16 protein-coding genes and 1 pseudogene are annotated in these 16,317 nt (G+C 71.5%); 10 read left to right on the top strand and 7 right to left on the bottom strand.

Annotated features, from left to right (window positions below):
* Positions 1-2: 2 nt before the first annotated feature.
* Positions 3-812, bottom strand: a complete 810-nt coding sequence (locus ACFYNP_RS30315) for an SGNH/GDSL hydrolase family protein (protein WP_388789940.1) — start codon at positions 810-812, stop codon at positions 3-5.
* Between the two features lie 270 nt (positions 813-1,082).
* On the opposite strand from ACFYNP_RS30315, the gene ACFYNP_RS30310 reads away from it, so the two are divergent.
* From ACFYNP_RS30310 to ACFYNP_RS30290, 5 genes and pseudogenes are all read left to right on the top strand, one after another.
* Positions 1,083-1,499 carry a hypothetical protein gene (locus ACFYNP_RS30310; RefSeq protein ID WP_388411100.1) on the top strand — a complete coding sequence of 139 codons (417 nt, stop codon included), beginning with the start codon at positions 1,083-1,085 and terminating at the stop codon, positions 1,497-1,499.
* Positions 1,500-1,871: 372 nt separating this feature from the next.
* Positions 1,872-2,690: a glycosyltransferase family 2 protein gene (locus ACFYNP_RS30305; protein WP_388789937.1), complete on the top strand. Its 819-nt coding sequence runs from the start codon at positions 1,872-1,874 to the stop codon at positions 2,688-2,690.
* Positions 2,687-3,712, top strand: coding sequence for a glycosyltransferase family 2 protein (locus ACFYNP_RS30300; protein WP_388789934.1), 1,026 nt, complete (start codon positions 2,687-2,689; stop codon positions 3,710-3,712). The genes ACFYNP_RS30305 and ACFYNP_RS30300 overlap by 4 nt, the downstream gene beginning before the upstream one ends.
* Complete coding sequence (locus tag ACFYNP_RS30295; protein ID WP_388789931.1) at positions 3,709-4,518, top strand: polysaccharide deacetylase family protein; 810 nt, start codon at positions 3,709-3,711, stop codon at positions 4,516-4,518. Before ACFYNP_RS30300 ends, ACFYNP_RS30295 begins: the two co-directional genes overlap by 4 nt.
* Positions 4,519-4,600: 82 nt before the next feature.
* A pseudogene (locus ACFYNP_RS30290) lies at positions 4,601-5,890 on the top strand (lipopolysaccharide biosynthesis protein); the annotation flags it as partial.
* Between the two features lie 5 nt (positions 5,891-5,895).
* Here ACFYNP_RS30290 and ACFYNP_RS30285 read toward each other — a convergent pair.
* The gene (locus ACFYNP_RS30285; RefSeq protein ID WP_388789928.1) at positions 5,896-7,284 is read right to left on the bottom strand and encodes a xylan 1,4-beta-xylosidase; all 1,389 of its coding nucleotides are present in this window, start codon (positions 7,282-7,284) and stop codon (positions 5,896-5,898) included.
* A gap of 164 nt (positions 7,285-7,448) precedes the next feature.
* On the opposite strand from ACFYNP_RS30285, the gene ACFYNP_RS30280 reads away from it, so the two are divergent.
* A complete protein-coding gene (locus ACFYNP_RS30280) occupies positions 7,449-8,543 on the top strand; it encodes a DUF5925 domain-containing protein (protein WP_388411088.1) in 1,095 nt (364 codons plus the stop codon).
* 47 nt (positions 8,544-8,590) lie between these two features.
* Here the strand turns inward: ACFYNP_RS30280 and ACFYNP_RS30275 are convergent, their stop codons facing one another.
* Positions 8,591-8,965 carry a GntR family transcriptional regulator gene (locus ACFYNP_RS30275; protein ID WP_100576998.1) on the bottom strand — a complete coding sequence of 125 codons (375 nt, stop codon included), beginning with the start codon at positions 8,963-8,965 and terminating at the stop codon, positions 8,591-8,593.
* Between the two features lie 163 nt (positions 8,966-9,128).
* Here ACFYNP_RS30275 and ACFYNP_RS30270 point away from each other — a divergent pair, with 163 nt between their 5' ends.
* Positions 9,129-9,635 carry a DUF402 domain-containing protein gene (locus tag ACFYNP_RS30270; RefSeq protein WP_388789926.1) on the top strand — a complete coding sequence of 169 codons (507 nt, stop codon included), beginning with the start codon at positions 9,129-9,131 and terminating at the stop codon, positions 9,633-9,635.
* 145 nt (positions 9,636-9,780) lie between these two features.
* Here the strand turns inward: ACFYNP_RS30270 and ACFYNP_RS30265 are convergent, their stop codons facing one another.
* Positions 9,781-10,371 carry a class I SAM-dependent methyltransferase gene (locus tag ACFYNP_RS30265; protein WP_388789923.1) on the bottom strand — a complete coding sequence of 197 codons (591 nt, stop codon included), beginning with the start codon at positions 10,369-10,371 and terminating at the stop codon, positions 9,781-9,783.
* Positions 10,372-10,412: 41 nt separating this feature from the next.
* A complete protein-coding gene (locus tag ACFYNP_RS30260) occupies positions 10,413-10,889 on the bottom strand; it encodes a GNAT family N-acetyltransferase (RefSeq protein WP_388789918.1) in 477 nt (158 codons plus the stop codon).
* Positions 10,890-11,516: 627 nt separating this feature from the next.
* On the opposite strand from ACFYNP_RS30260, the gene ACFYNP_RS30255 reads away from it, so the two are divergent.
* The gene (locus tag ACFYNP_RS30255) at positions 11,517-12,581 is read left to right on the top strand and encodes a lytic polysaccharide monooxygenase (RefSeq protein ID WP_388789915.1); all 1,065 of its coding nucleotides are present in this window, start codon (positions 11,517-11,519) and stop codon (positions 12,579-12,581) included.
* Between the two features lie 83 nt (positions 12,582-12,664).
* Here ACFYNP_RS30255 and ACFYNP_RS30250 read toward each other — a convergent pair whose 3' ends face one another.
* Both ACFYNP_RS30250 and ACFYNP_RS30245 read right to left on the bottom strand, forming a co-directional pair.
* Positions 12,665-13,525 (bottom strand): esterase/lipase family protein, encoded by an 861-nt coding sequence (locus tag ACFYNP_RS30250; protein ID WP_388411077.1) that lies wholly within the window; start codon positions 13,523-13,525, stop codon positions 12,665-12,667.
* A gap of 289 nt (positions 13,526-13,814) precedes the next feature.
* Positions 13,815-14,459: a TetR/AcrR family transcriptional regulator gene (locus ACFYNP_RS30245; protein WP_388411075.1), complete on the bottom strand. Its 645-nt coding sequence runs from the start codon at positions 14,457-14,459 to the stop codon at positions 13,815-13,817.
* Between the two features lie 103 nt (positions 14,460-14,562).
* Between ACFYNP_RS30245 and ACFYNP_RS30240 the strand changes: the two genes are divergently transcribed.
* A complete protein-coding gene (locus ACFYNP_RS30240) occupies positions 14,563-15,309 on the top strand; it encodes an SDR family oxidoreductase (RefSeq protein ID WP_388789911.1) in 747 nt (248 codons plus the stop codon).
* Positions 15,310-15,503: 194 nt separating this feature from the next.
* Complete coding sequence (locus ACFYNP_RS30235; protein WP_388789908.1) at positions 15,504-16,217, top strand: hypothetical protein; 714 nt, start codon at positions 15,504-15,506, stop codon at positions 16,215-16,217.
* The last annotated feature ends 100 nt before the right edge of the window (positions 16,218-16,317 follow it).

Genomic DNA, 16,317 nt, shown 5'->3' with positions numbered 1-16,317 from the left:
TTTCAGGCCGCGCGGGTGAAGGCGGGCAGGTAGGCGCCCGACTGGCCGGCGGCGGTGGGGTGGTAGGACTCGCCGATGTTGGTCCACACGACGCTGTTCAGCCACGGACTGCTGGAGCAGATCTCGTGACCCGTGAAGCCGCCCACCACGTCCGCGAAGCCGAAGCCGTGGTCGGCCGCGCGCTTGGCGGTCACCGAGTTGAGTTCGTCGGCGGCGCCGTTGATGGCCGAGCGGGAGTTCTCGCTGAGGCCCGCGATGCAGCTGCCGCCGATCTTGTAGAAGTGCGGGTATCCGATGACGACGACGTGGGCGTTGGGCGCCTTGGATCTGATCGCCGAGTACACCGAGTCGAGCAGTCCGGGCAGCGTCGAGTCGACGTAGGCGCGGGCCGCCGCCACCTTGCCGAGGCAGGTGGACTCCGAGTACAGGACGCAGTTGGTCATGACGTCCGAGAAGCCGGCGTCGTTGCCGCCGATGGTGATCGACACCAGGTCGGTGGACGAGTTGAGCGGGCCGAGCTGGCTCGACGTCACATCACCCGTACGAGCGCCTGAGCAAGCGGTGAAGTTGAACGAGGCGGGTGAATGCGCCGCCGCCCACAGCGCCGGGTAGGCCTTGGTGGAACGCTTGCAGCTGCCGCTCGAACTGTCGTAGCTCCCGGAACCGACGCCGGAGGAGTACGAGTCGCCGAGGGCCACGTAGTGGGATCCGGCCGCCTGGGTTGCCGCCGATGCCACGCCGGCCCCGGTGAGGGAAAGCGCGGTGGTCAGCACGAGCGCCCATGCATATGCCGCGATTCGGGACAGTTTCATGGAACCTCCTTGTAGCGGGTTTTCCGCCACGGCAGTGGTACCAGCCCCCAGAGTCCGCCGGAAGTGTCCATGCCAAGAACAGCCGACGGACATCTGCGGCTATCTGGCGATCCGTCAGCAACTCGCGAGTAATCCTTCACCGGAGCACCACACTCCGCTGACAGTGCGTCAATCCCTGTTCACAGCAAGCGAGTCGGCGTCTTGACGGGACTGTCCGGACTGCGACACATTGAAGCCTCGCATCCGGCGCATCGGGGGGAACCGTCGCCAATGCAGACGATCAGTGACAGATCGGCAGTCGACTCGCCCGTCCGGGCCGATCTGCTCGCCGTCCTCGCGGGAGCGGTTCTCGCCGCCTCGGCCGTCGGTGCCGCCCTGGCGTACGCCGACCTGGACTCTCCGCTGCGCGCTCCGCTCGCGCTCTTCTCTCTGCTGGCCGCACCCGCGGAAGCGGCCGCATTCCTGCTGCGCCGACTGGAACCGTTCGCCCGCTTGGTGGCGTCGCTGTCGGGAGCGGTACTCATCGATCTGCTGGCCGCCGAAACCATGGCAGGTCTGCACCTTTGGTCGACCCGCAACGGCGTTACCGCGGTGGGCGCGATCAGCCTTCTCCTCCTGCTGCTCGGAACGGGGGTGAATACCTTCGGGACCGGCCGTGAAAGAACGGTCGAAAACAGCGAAAGGTAGGGCCCCGGACGGGGTCTTGCCCTAAAGTCCCCATCATCAATACCGTCTTGCATCCACCCGCAACGGTCCATCGTCGAACGGCACTGGGGGAGGGCTCAAGCGCCGTGATGGCCACCGGTGCGGGGCGCGGTAGGGGGGTACCGTGGTCGGCCTTCACCTTGCGGGGGCCGGAGCACGGGCCGCGCGGCCAGCAAAGCCAGCTCGCCCGAAGAGTGCGGTGTGCCATGCCGTCATGACCGGGGTGAGAACCCCCCTTTCGTAACCGGAAAACCATCCGGACCGCCCGGGGGCGGGCGGTCCACCGGACGAGAGGGACAGAGACACATCATGATTCCTTCCGTGCGCCCGGCCACTCCGGGCGAAGATCAATTGATGGCGGATTCACCGAACAGTCATGCGGAATCCGTTGCCGTCGCCCGAATAGCCGGGTCCTATCGACCGGTTTCGGCGAATCTCGCCATTGCTCCACCGGTGAGCGTCGTCATCCCGGCGATGAATGAGGCGAAAAACCTTCCGCACGTCTTCAGCACACTTCCGGACTGGATCCACGAAGTCGTCCTGGTGGACGGGAATTCCACCGACGACACCGTGCAGGTGGCCCGCGAACTGTGGCCCGACGTGGTGGTCGTCAAGCAGGTCGGCAAGGGCAAGGGCGACGCGCTGATCAGTGGCTTCGCCGCCTGCACCGGAGACATCGTCGTCATGGTCGACGCGGACGGCTCGGCGGACGGCGAGGAGATCGTCAGCTATGTCTCGGCCCTGGTCGGCGGTGCCGACTTCGCCAAGGGGTCTCGCTTCGCCAACGGCGGCGGCACCGACGACATGACCCCGATCCGCAAGCTCGGCAACGCCGTGCTGTGCGGCATCGTCAACCGCAAGTTCGGGGCCCGCTACACCGACCTCTGCTACGGCTACAACGCCTTCTGGAAGCACTGCCTGGACAAGATCGTGCTCGACTGCTCGGGGTTCGAGATCGAGACGCTGATCAACATCCGGATCGTCAAGGCGGGCCTGCGCGTCCAGGAGGTCCCCAGCTACGAGTACAACCGGATCCACGGCGTCTCCAACCTCAGCGCGGTGCGCGACGGCATCCGGGTCCTGAAGGTGATCCTCAGAGAGAAGGCGGTGCCCCGGGCCCGCCGGCGGACCCAGGCCGTCTTCCTCAACACACGGCGAGGAGAGGTGACTTGACGGAGCGTCAATTCTCGGTGGTGATCTGTGTGTACACCGAGGAGCGCTGGGAGGACATCCTGGCGGCCCTCTCCTCGGTGCGCGCGCAGTCGCTGCCCGCCCTGGAGACGCTGCTCGTGGTGGACCACAACGAGCGGCTCCGGGAACGGCTCGCCCGGGAGTTCGAGGAGCACACGGCGTCCGGGGAGGTACGGGTGCTCGCCAACGCGGGCCCCCGTGGCCTCTCGGCAGGACGCAACACCGCGATCGCGGTGGCCCGGGGCGAGTTCGTGGCCTTCCTCGACGACGACGCGGTGGCCGAGCGGGACTGGCTGCGGCACTTCGCCGAGGGCTACGACGACCCGCGCGTGATGGCGGTCGGCGGCCGCACCGTGCCCGCCTGGGCCTCGGGGCGGCGGCCGGCCTGGTTCCCCGAGGAGTTCGACTGGATCGTCGGCTGCACCTACCGGGGGCTGCCCCCCGGTCGGGTCGAGGTGCGCAACGTCCTCGGCGGCAACGCCTCCTTCCGCACCTCGGCGTTCGACGCCGCGGGCGGCTTCGCCACCGGCATCGGGCGCGACGGCGACAAGCGGCCGCTCGGCTGCGAGGAGACGGAGCTGTGCATCCGGCTCAGCGGGGCCCTGCCGGGCGCCGTCCTGCTCATCGACGACCGCGCGGTGATCCACCACCGGGTGCCCGCCGCCCGCGAACGCTTCGGCTACTTCCGTACGCGGGCGTACGCGGAAGGTCTGTCGAAGGCCCTGGTGGCTCGAAGTGTCGGCGCCGGCAAGGGACTTGAGTCGGAGCGCCGCTACACGAGCCGGGTCCTGCCGGCCGGTGTGGCACGCGGGGTGCGGGACGCGGTACTCGGCCGGGCCGGGGGCGCGGGCCGGGCGGGCGCGATCGTGACCGGGGTCGCGGTCGCCGCGGGCGGCTATCTGCTCGGCACCGTACGGGCGTTGCGGGGCGGGGCCGCCTTCAGCGTCGCCCCGATCGCGCGCGTGGGGTCCGTCCGGGCCGGCGAGGAGGGCGAGGCGGCATGAATGCGGCTCACCCGGTCCCGGTGCCGATCCTGATGTACCACTCGGTGGCGCACAGCCCCGCCAAGGAGGCGTACGGCCTGTCCGTCTCGCCGGACGCCTTCGCCGGCCAGATGGAGGTGATCGCCGATTTCGGATGCATTCCGCTCACCACGGCCCAGCTGGCGCACGCCTGGCGCACGGCGGGGGCGCTGCCGCGCCGCCCGGTACTGATCACCTTCGACGACGGCTACGAGGGCGTGCACCGCCATGCCCTGCCGGTGCTCGCCAAGTACGGCTTCGCCGCCACGCTCTTCGTGTCGACGGGCTGGCTGCGCGGCCCGCACGACGGGGGCGGCGCCCTGGACACCATGCTCGACTGGAACCAGGTGCGCGCACTCGCGGCGGCCGGAACCGAGATCGGCGGGCACAGCCACAGCCATCCGCAGCTGGACCAACTCCCCGACGAACGGCTCTGGTTCGAGACGCTGCGCTGCAAGGAGATCATCGCCGACGAGCTCGGCGCGCCTCCGGTCTCGTTCGCCTACCCCTACGGCTACTCCAGCCGACGGGTGCGACGCACGGTGCGTTCGGCGGGGTTCGCGCAGGCGCTCGCCGTGGGCAACGCGCTCGCCGAACGGCGCCAGGGCCCGTACGCCCTGGAGCGGGTGACCGTACGGCGCTCCACCGGTCTCGACGAGTTCGAGCGGCTGCTCATCGGCACCGGCCGTGACATCATCCGCACCTTCGCCCGCGACCGCGTCCTGACGAAGGGCTATGCCGTGATCCGCGGGGCCCGCCGGGCCGGGCGCGGGCTCGGTGGCGACTGACCGGGCCGCGGACGGCCCGGCGGTGACCGACGAACGATCAGGAAGCGAGCGGTACCCAACGAGCAGGAGGCGAGCGGTACCCGTGGCCGAGGTGAGCACCGCCCAGGACGCAGGGCCCCCCGTCGCCGGCAGGCGCCGGGGCACCCCGCTCTTCCGCAACGCCTACGCGCTGATGCTCAACACCGGCATCAGCGCGGTCCTCGGGCTCGGCTTCTGGCTGATCGCCGCCCGGTACTACACCGATGACGCGGTCGGCCAGGGCTCGGCGGCGATCGCCGCCATGAAGTTCCTGGCCGGGCTCACCGCGCTGACCCTGACCGGGGCGATGGCGCGCTTCATCCCGGTGTCGGGCGCCGCCACCGGCCGCCTCGTGCTGCGCACCTACGCGCTGAGCGCCTGTGTCGTCGCGGTGGCCGCGCTCGTCTTCATGGAGACGCTGGACTTCTGGGGGCCCTCGTACCGCTTTCTGCACGGCCCTTTCAAGGGGCTCGGCTTCATCGCGGCGGTCGTCGCCTGGTCCGTCCTCACCTTGCAGGACGGGGTGCTCACGGGGCTGCGCAGCGCGTTCTGGGTGCCGGTCGGCAACACCGCGTTCTCCGCGGTGAAACTGCTGCTCCTGGTCCTGATCGCGGCCTCGCTGCCGACCAGCGGCGTCTTCGTGTCGTGGGTCGCGGCGATCGCCGTGTCCGTACTGCCGCTGGGCTGGCTGGTGTTCCGGCGCCTGGTCCCCCGCCATGTGGAGCTCACCGTGCACACCGCGCGACCGCCCACCTTCCGGGAGATGGGGCGCTTCCTGGCCGGCGACTGCACGGGGTCGCTGTTCGCGCTCGCCGTGGTCTATCTGGTGCCGGTGGTCGTGGCCTCGCAGATCAGCTCGGCCGACAACGCGTACTTCTACATCACCGCGACCATCGGCGGCACCGTCGAACTGCTCGCCATCAACATGGGCGCCTCGCTGACCGTCGAGGGCGCGCACGACCCGGGGCGGCTCGGCCGCAACGCCCGGGACGCGCTCCTGCGCATGATCAAGATCGTGCTGCCGATCTGCGCCTTCCTCTTCGTGTGCGCGCCCTACATCCTGGGTGTGTTCGGCCCGGGGTACGCGCACCATGCCACGGCGCTGCTGCGCTGGCTGGTGGTCGGGGCGGTGCTGCGGGTGGTGATCGAGCTGTACTTCGCGGTGCTGCGCGCCCGGAGCCGTACGGCCGGACTCGCCGTGCTCCAGGGCGCGTTGTGTGTGCTGGTGCTCGGATCGACCCTCGCGCTGCTGGGGCCGCTCGGCCTGACCGGCGTGGGCATCGCCGAGGTCGCGAGCCTTTCGGTGATCGCGGCGGTCGCCGCGGTGAGGCTGTTCGGGGTGCTGCGCCCGGCGGAGCCTCAGCGGGTGAGCCAGCGCACCTCGTAGGCGGCCATCGGGAACGCCCTGCCGTCCACCTGCGCGTCGATGGCCCGGTCGAGGGTGTTGACCACGAGCACGTCCTTGACGCTCGCGAGCACCCGAACGTCCGGCTCGTCGTCGGCGGCGACGTCGACGGTGGTGAACCGGGTGCCCGGCGGGAAGGCCCTGGCGAACCTGGCGATGAGGGCGTACATCGGCAACTCCCGCCCGCCGTCACGCTGTTGGGTCGGCGTCCACAGACAGCCGGGGCACGATCCGCTCCGCTGCTCCGGGCTCCAGTACAGGGCGGTGACGGTGCCGCCGCGCGCCAGGGCCATCAGCCCCGCCGCCTGGGTGGCCACGCGCCGCTGCTCGCTCCAGCCCGCCTTGTCCGGCTCGACGTAGTACTCGGCCCACCACAGCGGCAGACCGCTCTGCTCGCGCAGCCACTCGCTGACGGCGGTGAACTTCTCGGTGGCGGCGAAGGCATCGGGGAGCAGCTGGCTGGTGCGGGTGAAACTGGCGCCGTCGACGACCACGAAGTCGGCGCCCTTCTTGTGCTTGTTCCAGTAGCGGAAGGCATCGAGCACCCGCTGGTCGACCGAGCCCCAGGGGCCCTTGAGAGCGGAGGCGAACGACTGGTCCTGCGGGCCGTAGCTCTCCATGCCCAGATAGGGGCCGCCGACCAGGTTGCCGCGATTCACCTTCTTCAGGGCGTCGTAGACCGTGTTGTAGAGCCGGGTGTAGCCCTCGTAGTCCCAGCGCTGGTCGGCGTCGTCGAAGAAGCCCTTGAACTCGTTCCAGACGACGAAGTGCCGTACGTCCGGATAGCGCCGGGCGATCTTGGCGGCCAGGTCCGCGAAGTCCTGGTAGTGCGCGGGCAGCGGCGCCGTCTCCAGGGACCGCACGCTCCAGTCCGTGCCGCTCGCCCCCGCCCGGCCGCCCTTCATCCAGTCGGGCGCGCAGCACAGGGTGATGACGGGTGTGGCGCCGGTGGAGCGGATGAAGTTCACGCGCCGGTCCAGGTCCGAGAAGTCGTAACTGCCCGGGGACGGCTCGGGGTTGCCCGCGCCCCAGCCCATGATCGCCTGGTCCTGCGGCAGGCCCTGGGCCGAGAGAAGCTCGCGGGCGCGTGCCACCGAGGCGTCGTCGCCGCTGTCGGCGCTGTACTGGGTGTGCGTGAATCCCCAGCCGAGGGCGGTGGCGGTGTTGCTCGCCCCGGTCCGCCCGGGCCCGGCCCCGCCGTCGCGGCTCGTACAGCCGCTCGCCGCCAGGAGGAGCGCGAGCGCGGCCAGCAGGACGGCGGCCCGGAGCGCGGCGGTCCGGGCCCGGGACGCGGCGCCGGGCGGCCTCCCGCTCCGGACGGTGATCCCACGATGACGTTCCATCACGAGGCAGCGTAAGGGCGGTAGTTGTCGTTCCGGCCAGTTTCTCCGGAACGCGTACGGAACGTCCCCCGCCCGGTGATCCGGCCGCAGCCCCGGCCACCACCCCGCCGCTCAACGGGACAAAACACGTGCGCGTACGGACGTGTTGCCGGATCATGGGCGGCATGTCCGCAAACCCAGAGGCCACGCTGCCGATTCGGCTGACCATGGACGACAGCGACTCGCCGTCCGACGTCGTCGACGCGCTCTTCCTCGGCCGCTTCGCCACGGGCGAGCAGCCGTACTCGCACAGCTCCTCCATCGACCGGGTCAAGAAGGGGCTCACCCTGCTGCCGCCCGCCGCGAAGGTGCTGCGCGCCGCCCGCGACGACGACCGCAGCGCGACCCTCGCCGAGGGCCCGGGCTGGACGCTGCTCGTCTCGCGCTGGAACCGGGGCGCGGACGTCACGGTGACGGCGACCAGCGAGGAACTGGCCGAGGAGGTGCTGAAACAGGCCACCGACGGGGCCGAGGACGAGCCGGAGCCCCAGCCCGAGAACGTGACCATGGGCTTCTGGTACGTCTCGCCCCGGCGCGGCCCGCACCGCACGACGCGCCAGATCGCGGCCGGCACCTGGGACGAGGTGCGGCACAACTACACGGCGCCGGTGGCCGACGCCATGGACCGTCTGATGAAGGTGACCCCGGACGACATCGCGGGCCGGCTGCTGCTGCTCCACGGGCCGCCGGGCACCGGCAAGACCTCGGCGCTGCGCACGCTCGCCCGCTCCTGGCGCGACTGGTGCCAGGTCGACTGCGTGCTCGACCCGGAGCGGCTCTTCAACGACGTCGGCTATCTGATGGACATCGCGATCGGCGAGGACGACGGCAGCGCGAAGGGCCGTTGGCGGCTGCTCCTCCTGGAGGACTGCGACGAGCTGATCCGCGGCGAGGCCAAGCACACGGCGGGCCAGGCGCTCTCCCGGCTGCTCAACCTGACGGACGGCCTGCTCGGCCAGGGCCGCAACGTCCTGGTGGGCGTCACCACCAACGAGGACCTGGAACGACTGCACCCCGCGGTGGTCCGCCCCGGCCGCTGCCTCGCCCGGATCGAGGTCGGCCCGCTGACCCGGTCGGAGGCGGTGGGCTGGCTGGGCACGGAAGAGGGCATCGGCCGCGAAGGCACCTCCCTGGCCGAGCTGTTCGCCCTGCGCCGCGGCACGTCCCCGGCCTCGGTCCCGGACCAGCGCCCGGGGTCGGACGAGGGGCTGTACCTGTAGCCGGGCGGCCCGGACGACCTTCACAGCCCGGCTCCGCGCCGCGGGGCCTACTTCCCGTACGCCGCCCGCAGCGCGTCCTCGACGGCGGCGCGCGCCGCCTCCCGATCCAGACCGAGCCTGCGGGCCTCCCCCGCGTAGGTGGCCGCGGCGGCCGCGGCCAGCCTCTCCGAGGCGTCTCCCGCCGCCGCGACGAACGTGCCGTTGCGGCCCCGGGTCTCGATGACCCCGTCCGCCTCCAGGGCCCGGTAGGCCTTGGCCACGGTGTTCGCCGCGAGGCCCAGGTCCTCGGCGAGGCCCCGGACCGTGGGCAGTTTGAAGCCCACCGGCAGCTTCCCCGAACGGGCCCGGTCGGCGATCTGGGCGCGCAGTTGCTCGTACGGCGCGGTGGCCGCGCCCGGGTCGATCACGATCTTGAGGGTCACGGGCCGATTCTCCCCCGCCCCGGGGCCCACCGGGAACACGCGGGGCGCGGGTCCCGAAAATCGAAGGCGCCCGTACCGGGAGCCCGCGTACCGTGCCACGACCGCCCGGAACTGTCCGCACACCCGAGTTCCTGTCAGCAGATATGTGCCACGGAGGTACGTCATGTCCGCGTCCGCGCCTTCGGCCGAGGCCGGCTCCCGGATCGAGATCGTCCTGGTCAAGGCCGGGCGTACGAAGCTGCGTTATCCGGCGTCGGTGGTGTCCGACGACGGGGTCCGGCTCACCGCCGTCGCCCCTTGGGCGGCCGAGGGCGTCCGCGACTTCGGCTTCGTCCGGTTCGAGCCGGGCGATGTGTTCACCGAGCACTACTGGCGCGATCGCTGGTACGCCGTGAAGGAGGTCCGCGGTGGCGACGCGGCGCTCAAGGGGTGGTACTGCGACATCACACGGCCCGCGGTGGCCCGGGACGGCGAGCTGATCGCGGAAGACCTGGACCTCGACCTCTGGGTCTCGGCCGACGGCGCGACCGTACTGCGCCTGGACGAGGACGAGTTCGCCGAGAGCGGGCTTGCCGAGCGCGATCCCGAGGCGGCGGCCCGCGCGCTCGCGGCCCTGGACGAGCTCGAACTCCTGGCGAAACTCGGTCGGTTCACGGCTCTGATCGACTGACCCCGCGATCCGAAGCGGGGGCTCGACCGGTCCCGGGACCCATGGGGGCTCGACCGGACCCGGGACCCGCCGCGGGGGCCCGACCGGACCCGGGACCCGCCGCGGGGGCTCGACCGGTCCCGGGACCCGCCGCGGGGGGCCGTCGTCAGGCCGCGGCCGTACCCGCCGTGGCGACCACCACGTACCGCTCATCGTCCACCTCGCGTCCCCACAACCGCGCGTCTCCCGAAAGCCGTTCGTAGCGCGCCTCGGCGTTCAGCGGGGCGAGGGCCCCGGTGAGGCGCTCGGCGGGTATGCCCGCTTCCCCCCACACCCCCTCGACCAGGATCAGCCGGCCGCCCGGACGCAGCAGGGACCACCAGTGGCGCAGCGCCGCCTCGGGGTCGGGCAGGGCCCACACCACATGGCGGGCCAGGATCACGTCGAAGGTCCGCCCTTCGACGGGCGGGCGGGCCGCATCCCCGATCAGGACCTCGGCTCCCGTGCCGGCCAGCTTGGCGCGGGCCAGCTCGGACATCCGGGGCGAGAGGTCGACGGCCGTGACGCGATGGCCGCGGGCCGCGGCGAGCAGCGACAGGCTTCCGGTGCCGCACCCGAGGTCGAGGAACTCGCCCGCGCGCTCCGGGAGCCAGCCCCCGAGCCGTTCGTCCCACGCGGCCCGCACCAGAGGGTCGAGCAGCCCGTGGTCGGGCTCCCTGTCGAACGTGGCCGCCGCTTCGTCCCAGTCGATGTCCATGCCCCGATCGTGCCTGCCGCCACTGACAATCGGCTTGGCGCTCAGGCCCGGCCCGCCCCACCACCGGCCCGCGGGTCCAGCACCTTGCGGTAGTGCAGGCGGTCGTAGGGGCCGTCCACGCGCCGCTCGACGAGCTCGTATCCGTACCGCGGATAGATCTCCTGGTTCTCCCACATCATCGCGTTGGTGTAGAGCCGCACCTCGGGCAGGCCGAGCGCCCGCGCGTGGTCGTCCGCGAAGCGCAGCAGGCGGCGCCCGAGTCCGGTGCCCCGGACGTCCGGATGGGCGGAGACCGAGTCGAGGAAGAGGTGGTCGGGCTCCGCGACGAGGACCAAGACCCCGGCGACCGGCTCGCCCACGACGAAGACGCGCCCGGCCGCGACGTTCGCCACGTGGTCGGCCTCCATGGGGGCGGGCACGACCCCGATGCGCGCGATGTAGGGGTGGTAGGCGGCGTCGGTGACCTCCTTCACCCGGGGCACGTCGGCGGCGTTCGCGAGCCTGATCTCCTCGTTCATGGCGTCACCGTACGGTGCGGGGACGGGCCCGTTCCCCTTCGTCACGGCTGCGGAGACCCGCGCCCGGGCGGCCGGAGCACCGTGATACACGCCCGACGTGCACGACATATTGGAGCCTGGTGGGGCCGCTCGCATTCCCCGAGACCAGCGGAGCCGTGGCCCGCACCAGATCCAGGAAATCGTCCGACGGCGTCCGCTCGGACGAACTCGCCGCCGGCGCGGAACCGGGCGACACGGCGAAGAGATCATCTGTGACGTACGACTTGTCGGCAGGGTCGAGCGGGGTCGCCGCCCTCATGGACCAGGTCCTTCTCTCCGCCTTCCGCGTCCCGGTCGAACTGCCGCCGGTTCACGTGCAACAGAAGCTGTGCTGTAGTCCCATCGCCCCGCCTGGGGAGGAGGGCCGGCATACCTGCCGAGGCGAGGGCCGGCGGCTCGCGCGGCTCGTATCTGTGCCCCCGCTTAGCGTCTCCTTAAAGCGACCATAAGGATCGTCATCACCCGCTCCCAGCAGGGGATTTCGCGGTTTCTTGGGGCTAGCGTGCTGATCGCCGGACGGGACTTCCGGCAGTCGCGAACCCCCACGCGCCCCCCCATGCCCGTGCACCATCGAAGGAGTACGTCACGATGACCTTCCCCCAGCTCTCCACCGCGTCCGCACAGCGGGGTCCCCGTCGGCGCAGGGCCGCCGTCGTCGCCGCCGTCGGCTTCGTGCCGCTCGCCCTGACCGGGCTCGCGGCCGGTCCCGCCGCGGCCCACGGCTCCATGACGGACCCGGTGAGCCGGGTCTCGGCCTGTTACGCGGAGGGCCCGGAGAGCCCGAAGTCGGCCGCGTGCAAGGCGGCCGTCGCGGCCAGCGGCGCGCAGGCCTTCTACGACTGGGCCGCGGTGAACATGGCCAACGCCGCGGGCAAGTCGAAGGAGATCATCCCGGACGGTCAGCTGTGCAGCGGTGGCAACGACAAGTACAAGGGGCTCGATCTGCCGCGCGCGGACTGGCCGGCCAGCAAGCTGTCGGCGGGCAACCACACCTTCCACTACAAGGGAACGGCCCCGCACAAGGGATCGTTCGAGCTGTACATCACCAAGGACGGCTACGACCCGTCGAAGCCCCTCAAGTGGTCGGACCTGGAGGCGACTCCGTTCGTCAAGGTCACCGACCCGCCGATGCAGGGCGGCGACTACGTCTTCGACGGGAAGATCCCGGCCCGGTCCGGCCGCCACCTGATCTACTCGATCTGGCAGCGCTCGGACAGCCCGGAGGCCTTCTACACCTGCTCCGACGTGGTGTTCGGCAAGGACAGCGGCACGGCGGGCGCCCCGGCGCCCGCGCCCTCCGCGCCCACCGACCAGGAGATCGCGGACGGCGAGGCCAAGTCGACGGTCCAGCACCACCACGACACCTCCGCCACCCCGGGCACGCAGCCGGGCACCGCCCCGGCCGCGGCCCCGGAGGCCGCCGCCGGCAACCAGCCGCAGCCGGACGGGGCCGCGGCGAGCACCCCGGTCACCACGACGGGCGGGACCGGCACGACGGGCACGGCCGGTACGCAGAATCTCGCGGAGACCGGGGGCGACAGCAGCACCCCGTACCTCGCCATCGGCGGCGCGGGTGCGATCGCCGTGGGTGCCGCGGCGTTCTTCGGGACGCTCCGCCGCAAGGCCGTGACCGCAGGGCGACACGGCCGCTGACTCCTGGCTCGCGGGCCACACCACCCCTTTCCCGGATCCCGGGAGAGGGGTGGTCGCGTGGGGGCGGGCGGTTCGACGGTGGGTCAGCCGACGACGGAGGCGCAGGTGGTGGCGGTGGCGTGCGCCGGATCCAGCGCGTTGGTCACCTCGTGGTAGGTGACGCGGTCGGTGAGACCGATCGCCACGTGCTCGGAGAGGTCGAGCGCGCACTTGTCCTGGATGAGGACGTTGTGGACGTCGGGGCCGTCGAGGAACTGCGTGCGGTACGGGGTGACCACCTCGTCGTACTTGGTCGCGATGACCGTGTAGTGGACCCCGGGGACGGTGTCGCCGCCCTGGTTCAGCTTGGTGACGAAGGGCGATCCGGCGATCTGGTCGGCGAGCCCGGGGGTGGCGAGCGTCAACAGGTCCTGGGCGCCGGGGAAGTAGGGCAGCAGTTGGGTGAGGCCGTCGAGGGTGGTTCCGTGGTTGTCGGGGGCGATGCCGACGAGCGCGTTGACCTTGGGGGCGCCGCCGAGGAACTTCAGGTACCAGCGCGGCATCATGCCGCCCTGCGAGTGGCCCACCAGATCGACCTTGGGCGTGCCGGTCGCGGCGAGCACCTTGTCGACGAAGGTGGCGAGCTGGGCGGCCGACTTGTCGATGGGCCCGAGGCCGTCGAAGAGCGGCACGCCGGGGAGCTGGCCGTAGTCGAGGGAGAAGACGCAGTAACCGCGGTCGACCAGGTACGGCGCGAGGGCCAGCCAGTTGTCGGTGCCGTTGCCGAAGGTGCCGTGCACCAGGACGACGGGCCGGGGGTGGGCGGCGGACGGCTTGCAGGAGTAGTTGTTCCAGCCACTGCTCGGCGCGGACTGGGCATGCGCGGCGGTGGCCGGGGCGAGCGAGGCCGCGGCGGCGAGCAACAGCGCCGACAGCGGTCTGAGCACACGTTTCCAGGGCAGCATCGGGTGATCTCCTTGCGGCTCAAGGGAGTTGCGATGGGGGGTTCGCCCTGCGGCCCGGACCACAAGTGAGTGCCGTACTGGGTATGTACGGGGCGTGCTCACGCCAAATTACGCACGGGTAGCCCAGGAGTGAAGTTACGCGTCAGTAAAAAACTGTCGCACCGCTCGCACGGCACTTGCCGACGGGCCCGCACCCCGCCCCGCCCAGGCGCACCCTCGCTCGGCCCTGCTCAGCCCTGCTCGGCCCTGCTCGACCCTGCTCGGCCCGCCCCCCGTCCGATCCCGTGCCTCAGTGTCGTCGCGCGGCCTCGCTTCCGAGGAGGGGGCCGAGCGCGACGGCGATCTCCTCGGCGAGCGGGCCGTCGACCGGGGCGTGACCGCTGAGCAGCCGGTACCACATCACCCCGAAGGCGAAGTCGACCGCCAGGTCGAGGGAGGCGGGCCCGTCCTGCCTCAACTCACCGCGCGCCACGCCCCGTTCGAGGATCTCGCGCAGCGCGGCCCGGCGCGGGGCGATCACCTCCGTCTGGAGCCTGCGCGCGAGCGAGGCGTCCGCCTGAGCGTCGGCCATCAGCCCTACGACGGCCCGGCCGATGGCGCCGCGGGTCAGCCGGAAGGTGTGGCCGAGCAGCTCCGCCACGTCGCGGTACACATCCCCCGTGTCGGGGAAGAGCTCGTCCTGGCTGCGGTGCGGAAGCTCCGTCAGGACTTCGAGCAACACGTCCTGTTTGGTGGGCCACCAGCGGTAGACCGTCTGCCGGCCGACCTGGGCCTCGTCCGCGATGCCCTTGATCGTCAACTCCTGGTACCCGTCGCGCCGGCAGAGCTCCAGGGCCGCGTCGAGCACCGAGCGCCTGGCCGTCTCGCTGCGGGGGCGGCCACGCGGCGGGGAGCCGTCGGCCGGCTCGCCCGGTCCGTTCTCGATTTTCTTCATGCGGACAGTTTACAAGACACCATGTATCGGAATACTCTTTACGAGACAGTGAGCCTCGAAAAGCACGGAGGCCCGTACGAGAGGGCCTGGAAGGACACGCACCATGAATGAGCGAGTTGTGATCGTCGGCGGTACCTCCGGCATCGGTCTGGAGACGGCGCGCCGCCAGCTCGGCGCGGGCCGGGACGTCGTCGTCACCGGCCGCGACCCCGAGCGCCTGCGGACCGCACTGGCCGATCTGGCCCAACCGACCGCGAAGGAAGGCACGGCGGGCACGGCGAGCGGCTCGGTCGTGGACGCTCGGGACGAGACGGCCACGCGAGAGTTCTTCGCACACCTCGGCCGGGTCGACCACGTCGTGGTCGCCGCCACGGGCTCGACAGCCGCCGGGCCGTTCCGCTCGGTGACCACGGACGCCCTGCGCGAGGCGAGCGAGGGCAAGTTGATCGCGCACAGCGTCACCGCGCGGGCCGCGCTCGACGTCCTCTCCCCCACCGGGTCCATCACGTTCGTGACCGCCGCGTCGGCGGGCGCCGCGATGCCCGGCACGGCCGGCCTGGCCGCGGTCAACGCCTCGGTGGCGGCCATGGTCCCGGTCCTGGCCGTGGAGCTGGCCCCGGTCCGCTTCAACGCGGTGTCACCGGGTGTGGTGGACACCCCTTGGTGGGACTGGATGGACGAGGACGCCAAGGCGGAGACCTTCGCGGCCTACGCCAAGTCCACCCCGGCCGGCCGTTGCGGCCGACCCGAGGACATCGCGGACGCGATCTCCTTCCTGGTGGGCAACAGCTTCACGACCGGCATCGTCCTGACGGTGGACGGAGGTGCCCGCCTGGCCTCGGGAGCGTAAGGAAGCAAGCGGGCGAAGGACCCGGGCAGCCGGACAGCCGGGCAGTCGGGCAGCCGGATTTCTCTCAACCAGGGCCCGGTTGTGGGGAGTTCGCAACGACAGGCACCCGTTCGTCCCAGTACGGTCACTTCACGCTGGGCGCCCCCTCCATCGCGGTACGTTCGCGAAGAGTGCCAATGCCTTGGGGGGAACCAATGCGCAAGACCCTGTTCCTGACCGCTGCCGCCGCCGGTGTCGCCGCCGCCTGCCTCGCCCTGACCGCCTGCGGCCCGGACGGAGGCGGCTCCGACAGCAAACCGTCCGCCTCCACCCCTGCGTCCGCCTCCGCGTCCACCGCCGCGCAGCCGTCCGCCGGCGCTTCCTCGCCCACCGCCACCCCGGGGAACGACTCGGCGACGCCGAGTGCGAACCCCGGGGCCGGGGGAACCGCGCTCGCGCTCGGCGTGCCGTCCCGGACCGTCGGGAGCCAGCTCGTCGGAGTCCTGGAGATCACCCCGACCACCGTCGTCTACACCAAGGAGGCAGATGGCACGACGTCACGGTTCGGCACCTTCGCCGTCGTGACCACCAAGGACGCCTCACTGACCGCGAACGCCGCGGACGAGGAGCCCGCGCGTGCGGGCGGCACGAAGGGAGGCTGGCGCTGGCTCGCCGCCAACGGACAGAGCGTCGCCGAGGGCAACGGCAGCGCGCCCAAGATCCTGGTGAACGGCTACGACGGCACCGGCAGGATCGAGCCGGGGACCTCCCAGTCGCGTTCCGAGGTCTTCGACCTGACACCGGATCAGGCCAAGGGCGGCGGCACGCTCGTCTACACCGACGCCACCGGAGCCGAGAACCGTTGGAAGGTCCCGGCCGTCGATGCGGGACCGCAGGTGGCGGACGTCAAGAAGCGACTGGCTTCCTGAGGCCCCCACCCGTTCCGCCCCGGGATCCCTCGGTTCGGGCCCTCGGTTCGGCCCCTCGGTTCGGGCCCTCGGTTCGGGCGACGCCAGTCGGGGTTTTCGG

Source organism: Streptomyces sp. NPDC006691, from assembly GCF_042869955.1.
GTDB lineage: Bacteria > Actinomycetota > Actinomycetes > Streptomycetales > Streptomycetaceae > Streptomyces.
The sequence above is the reverse complement of the archived record's forward strand: the minus strand, read 5'-3'. Positions and strand labels throughout refer to the sequence as shown.

Excerpts from the sequence above, each read along its gene's own strand:
- ACFYNP_RS30245 (WP_388411075.1), bottom strand. The coding sequence starts at position 14,459 with ATGAAGAAAATCGAGAACGGACCGGGCGAGCCGGCCGACGGCTCCCCG.
- ACFYNP_RS30240 (WP_388789911.1), top strand. The coding sequence starts at position 14,563 with ATGAATGAGCGAGTTGTGATCGTCGGCGGTACCTCCGGCATCGGTCTG.
- ACFYNP_RS30255 (WP_388789915.1), top strand. The coding sequence starts at position 11,517 with ATGACCTTCCCCCAGCTCTCCACCGCGTCCGCACAGCGGGGTCCCCGT.
- ACFYNP_RS30315 (WP_388789940.1), bottom strand. The coding sequence starts at position 812 with ATGAAACTGTCCCGAATCGCGGCATATGCATGGGCGCTCGTGCTGACC.
- ACFYNP_RS30265 (WP_388789923.1), bottom strand. The coding sequence starts at position 10,371 with ATGGACATCGACTGGGACGAAGCGGCGGCCACGTTCGACAGGGAGCCC.
- ACFYNP_RS30280 (WP_388411088.1), top strand. The coding sequence starts at position 7,449 with ATGTCCGCAAACCCAGAGGCCACGCTGCCGATTCGGCTGACCATGGAC.
- ACFYNP_RS30285 (WP_388789928.1), bottom strand. The coding sequence starts at position 7,284 with ATGGAACGTCATCGTGGGATCACCGTCCGGAGCGGGAGGCCGCCCGGC.
- ACFYNP_RS30295 (WP_388789931.1), top strand. The coding sequence starts at position 3,709 with ATGAATGCGGCTCACCCGGTCCCGGTGCCGATCCTGATGTACCACTCG.
- ACFYNP_RS30305 (WP_388789937.1), top strand. The coding sequence starts at position 1,872 with ATGGCGGATTCACCGAACAGTCATGCGGAATCCGTTGCCGTCGCCCGA.
- ACFYNP_RS30260 (WP_388789918.1), bottom strand. The coding sequence starts at position 10,889 with ATGAACGAGGAGATCAGGCTCGCGAACGCCGCCGACGTGCCCCGGGTG.
- ACFYNP_RS30310 (WP_388411100.1), top strand. The coding sequence starts at position 1,083 with ATGCAGACGATCAGTGACAGATCGGCAGTCGACTCGCCCGTCCGGGCC.
- ACFYNP_RS30250 (WP_388411077.1), bottom strand. The coding sequence starts at position 13,525 with ATGCTGCCCTGGAAACGTGTGCTCAGACCGCTGTCGGCGCTGTTGCTC.
- ACFYNP_RS30270 (WP_388789926.1), top strand. The coding sequence starts at position 9,129 with ATGTCCGCGTCCGCGCCTTCGGCCGAGGCCGGCTCCCGGATCGAGATC.
- ACFYNP_RS30235 (WP_388789908.1), top strand. The coding sequence starts at position 15,504 with ATGCGCAAGACCCTGTTCCTGACCGCTGCCGCCGCCGGTGTCGCCGCC.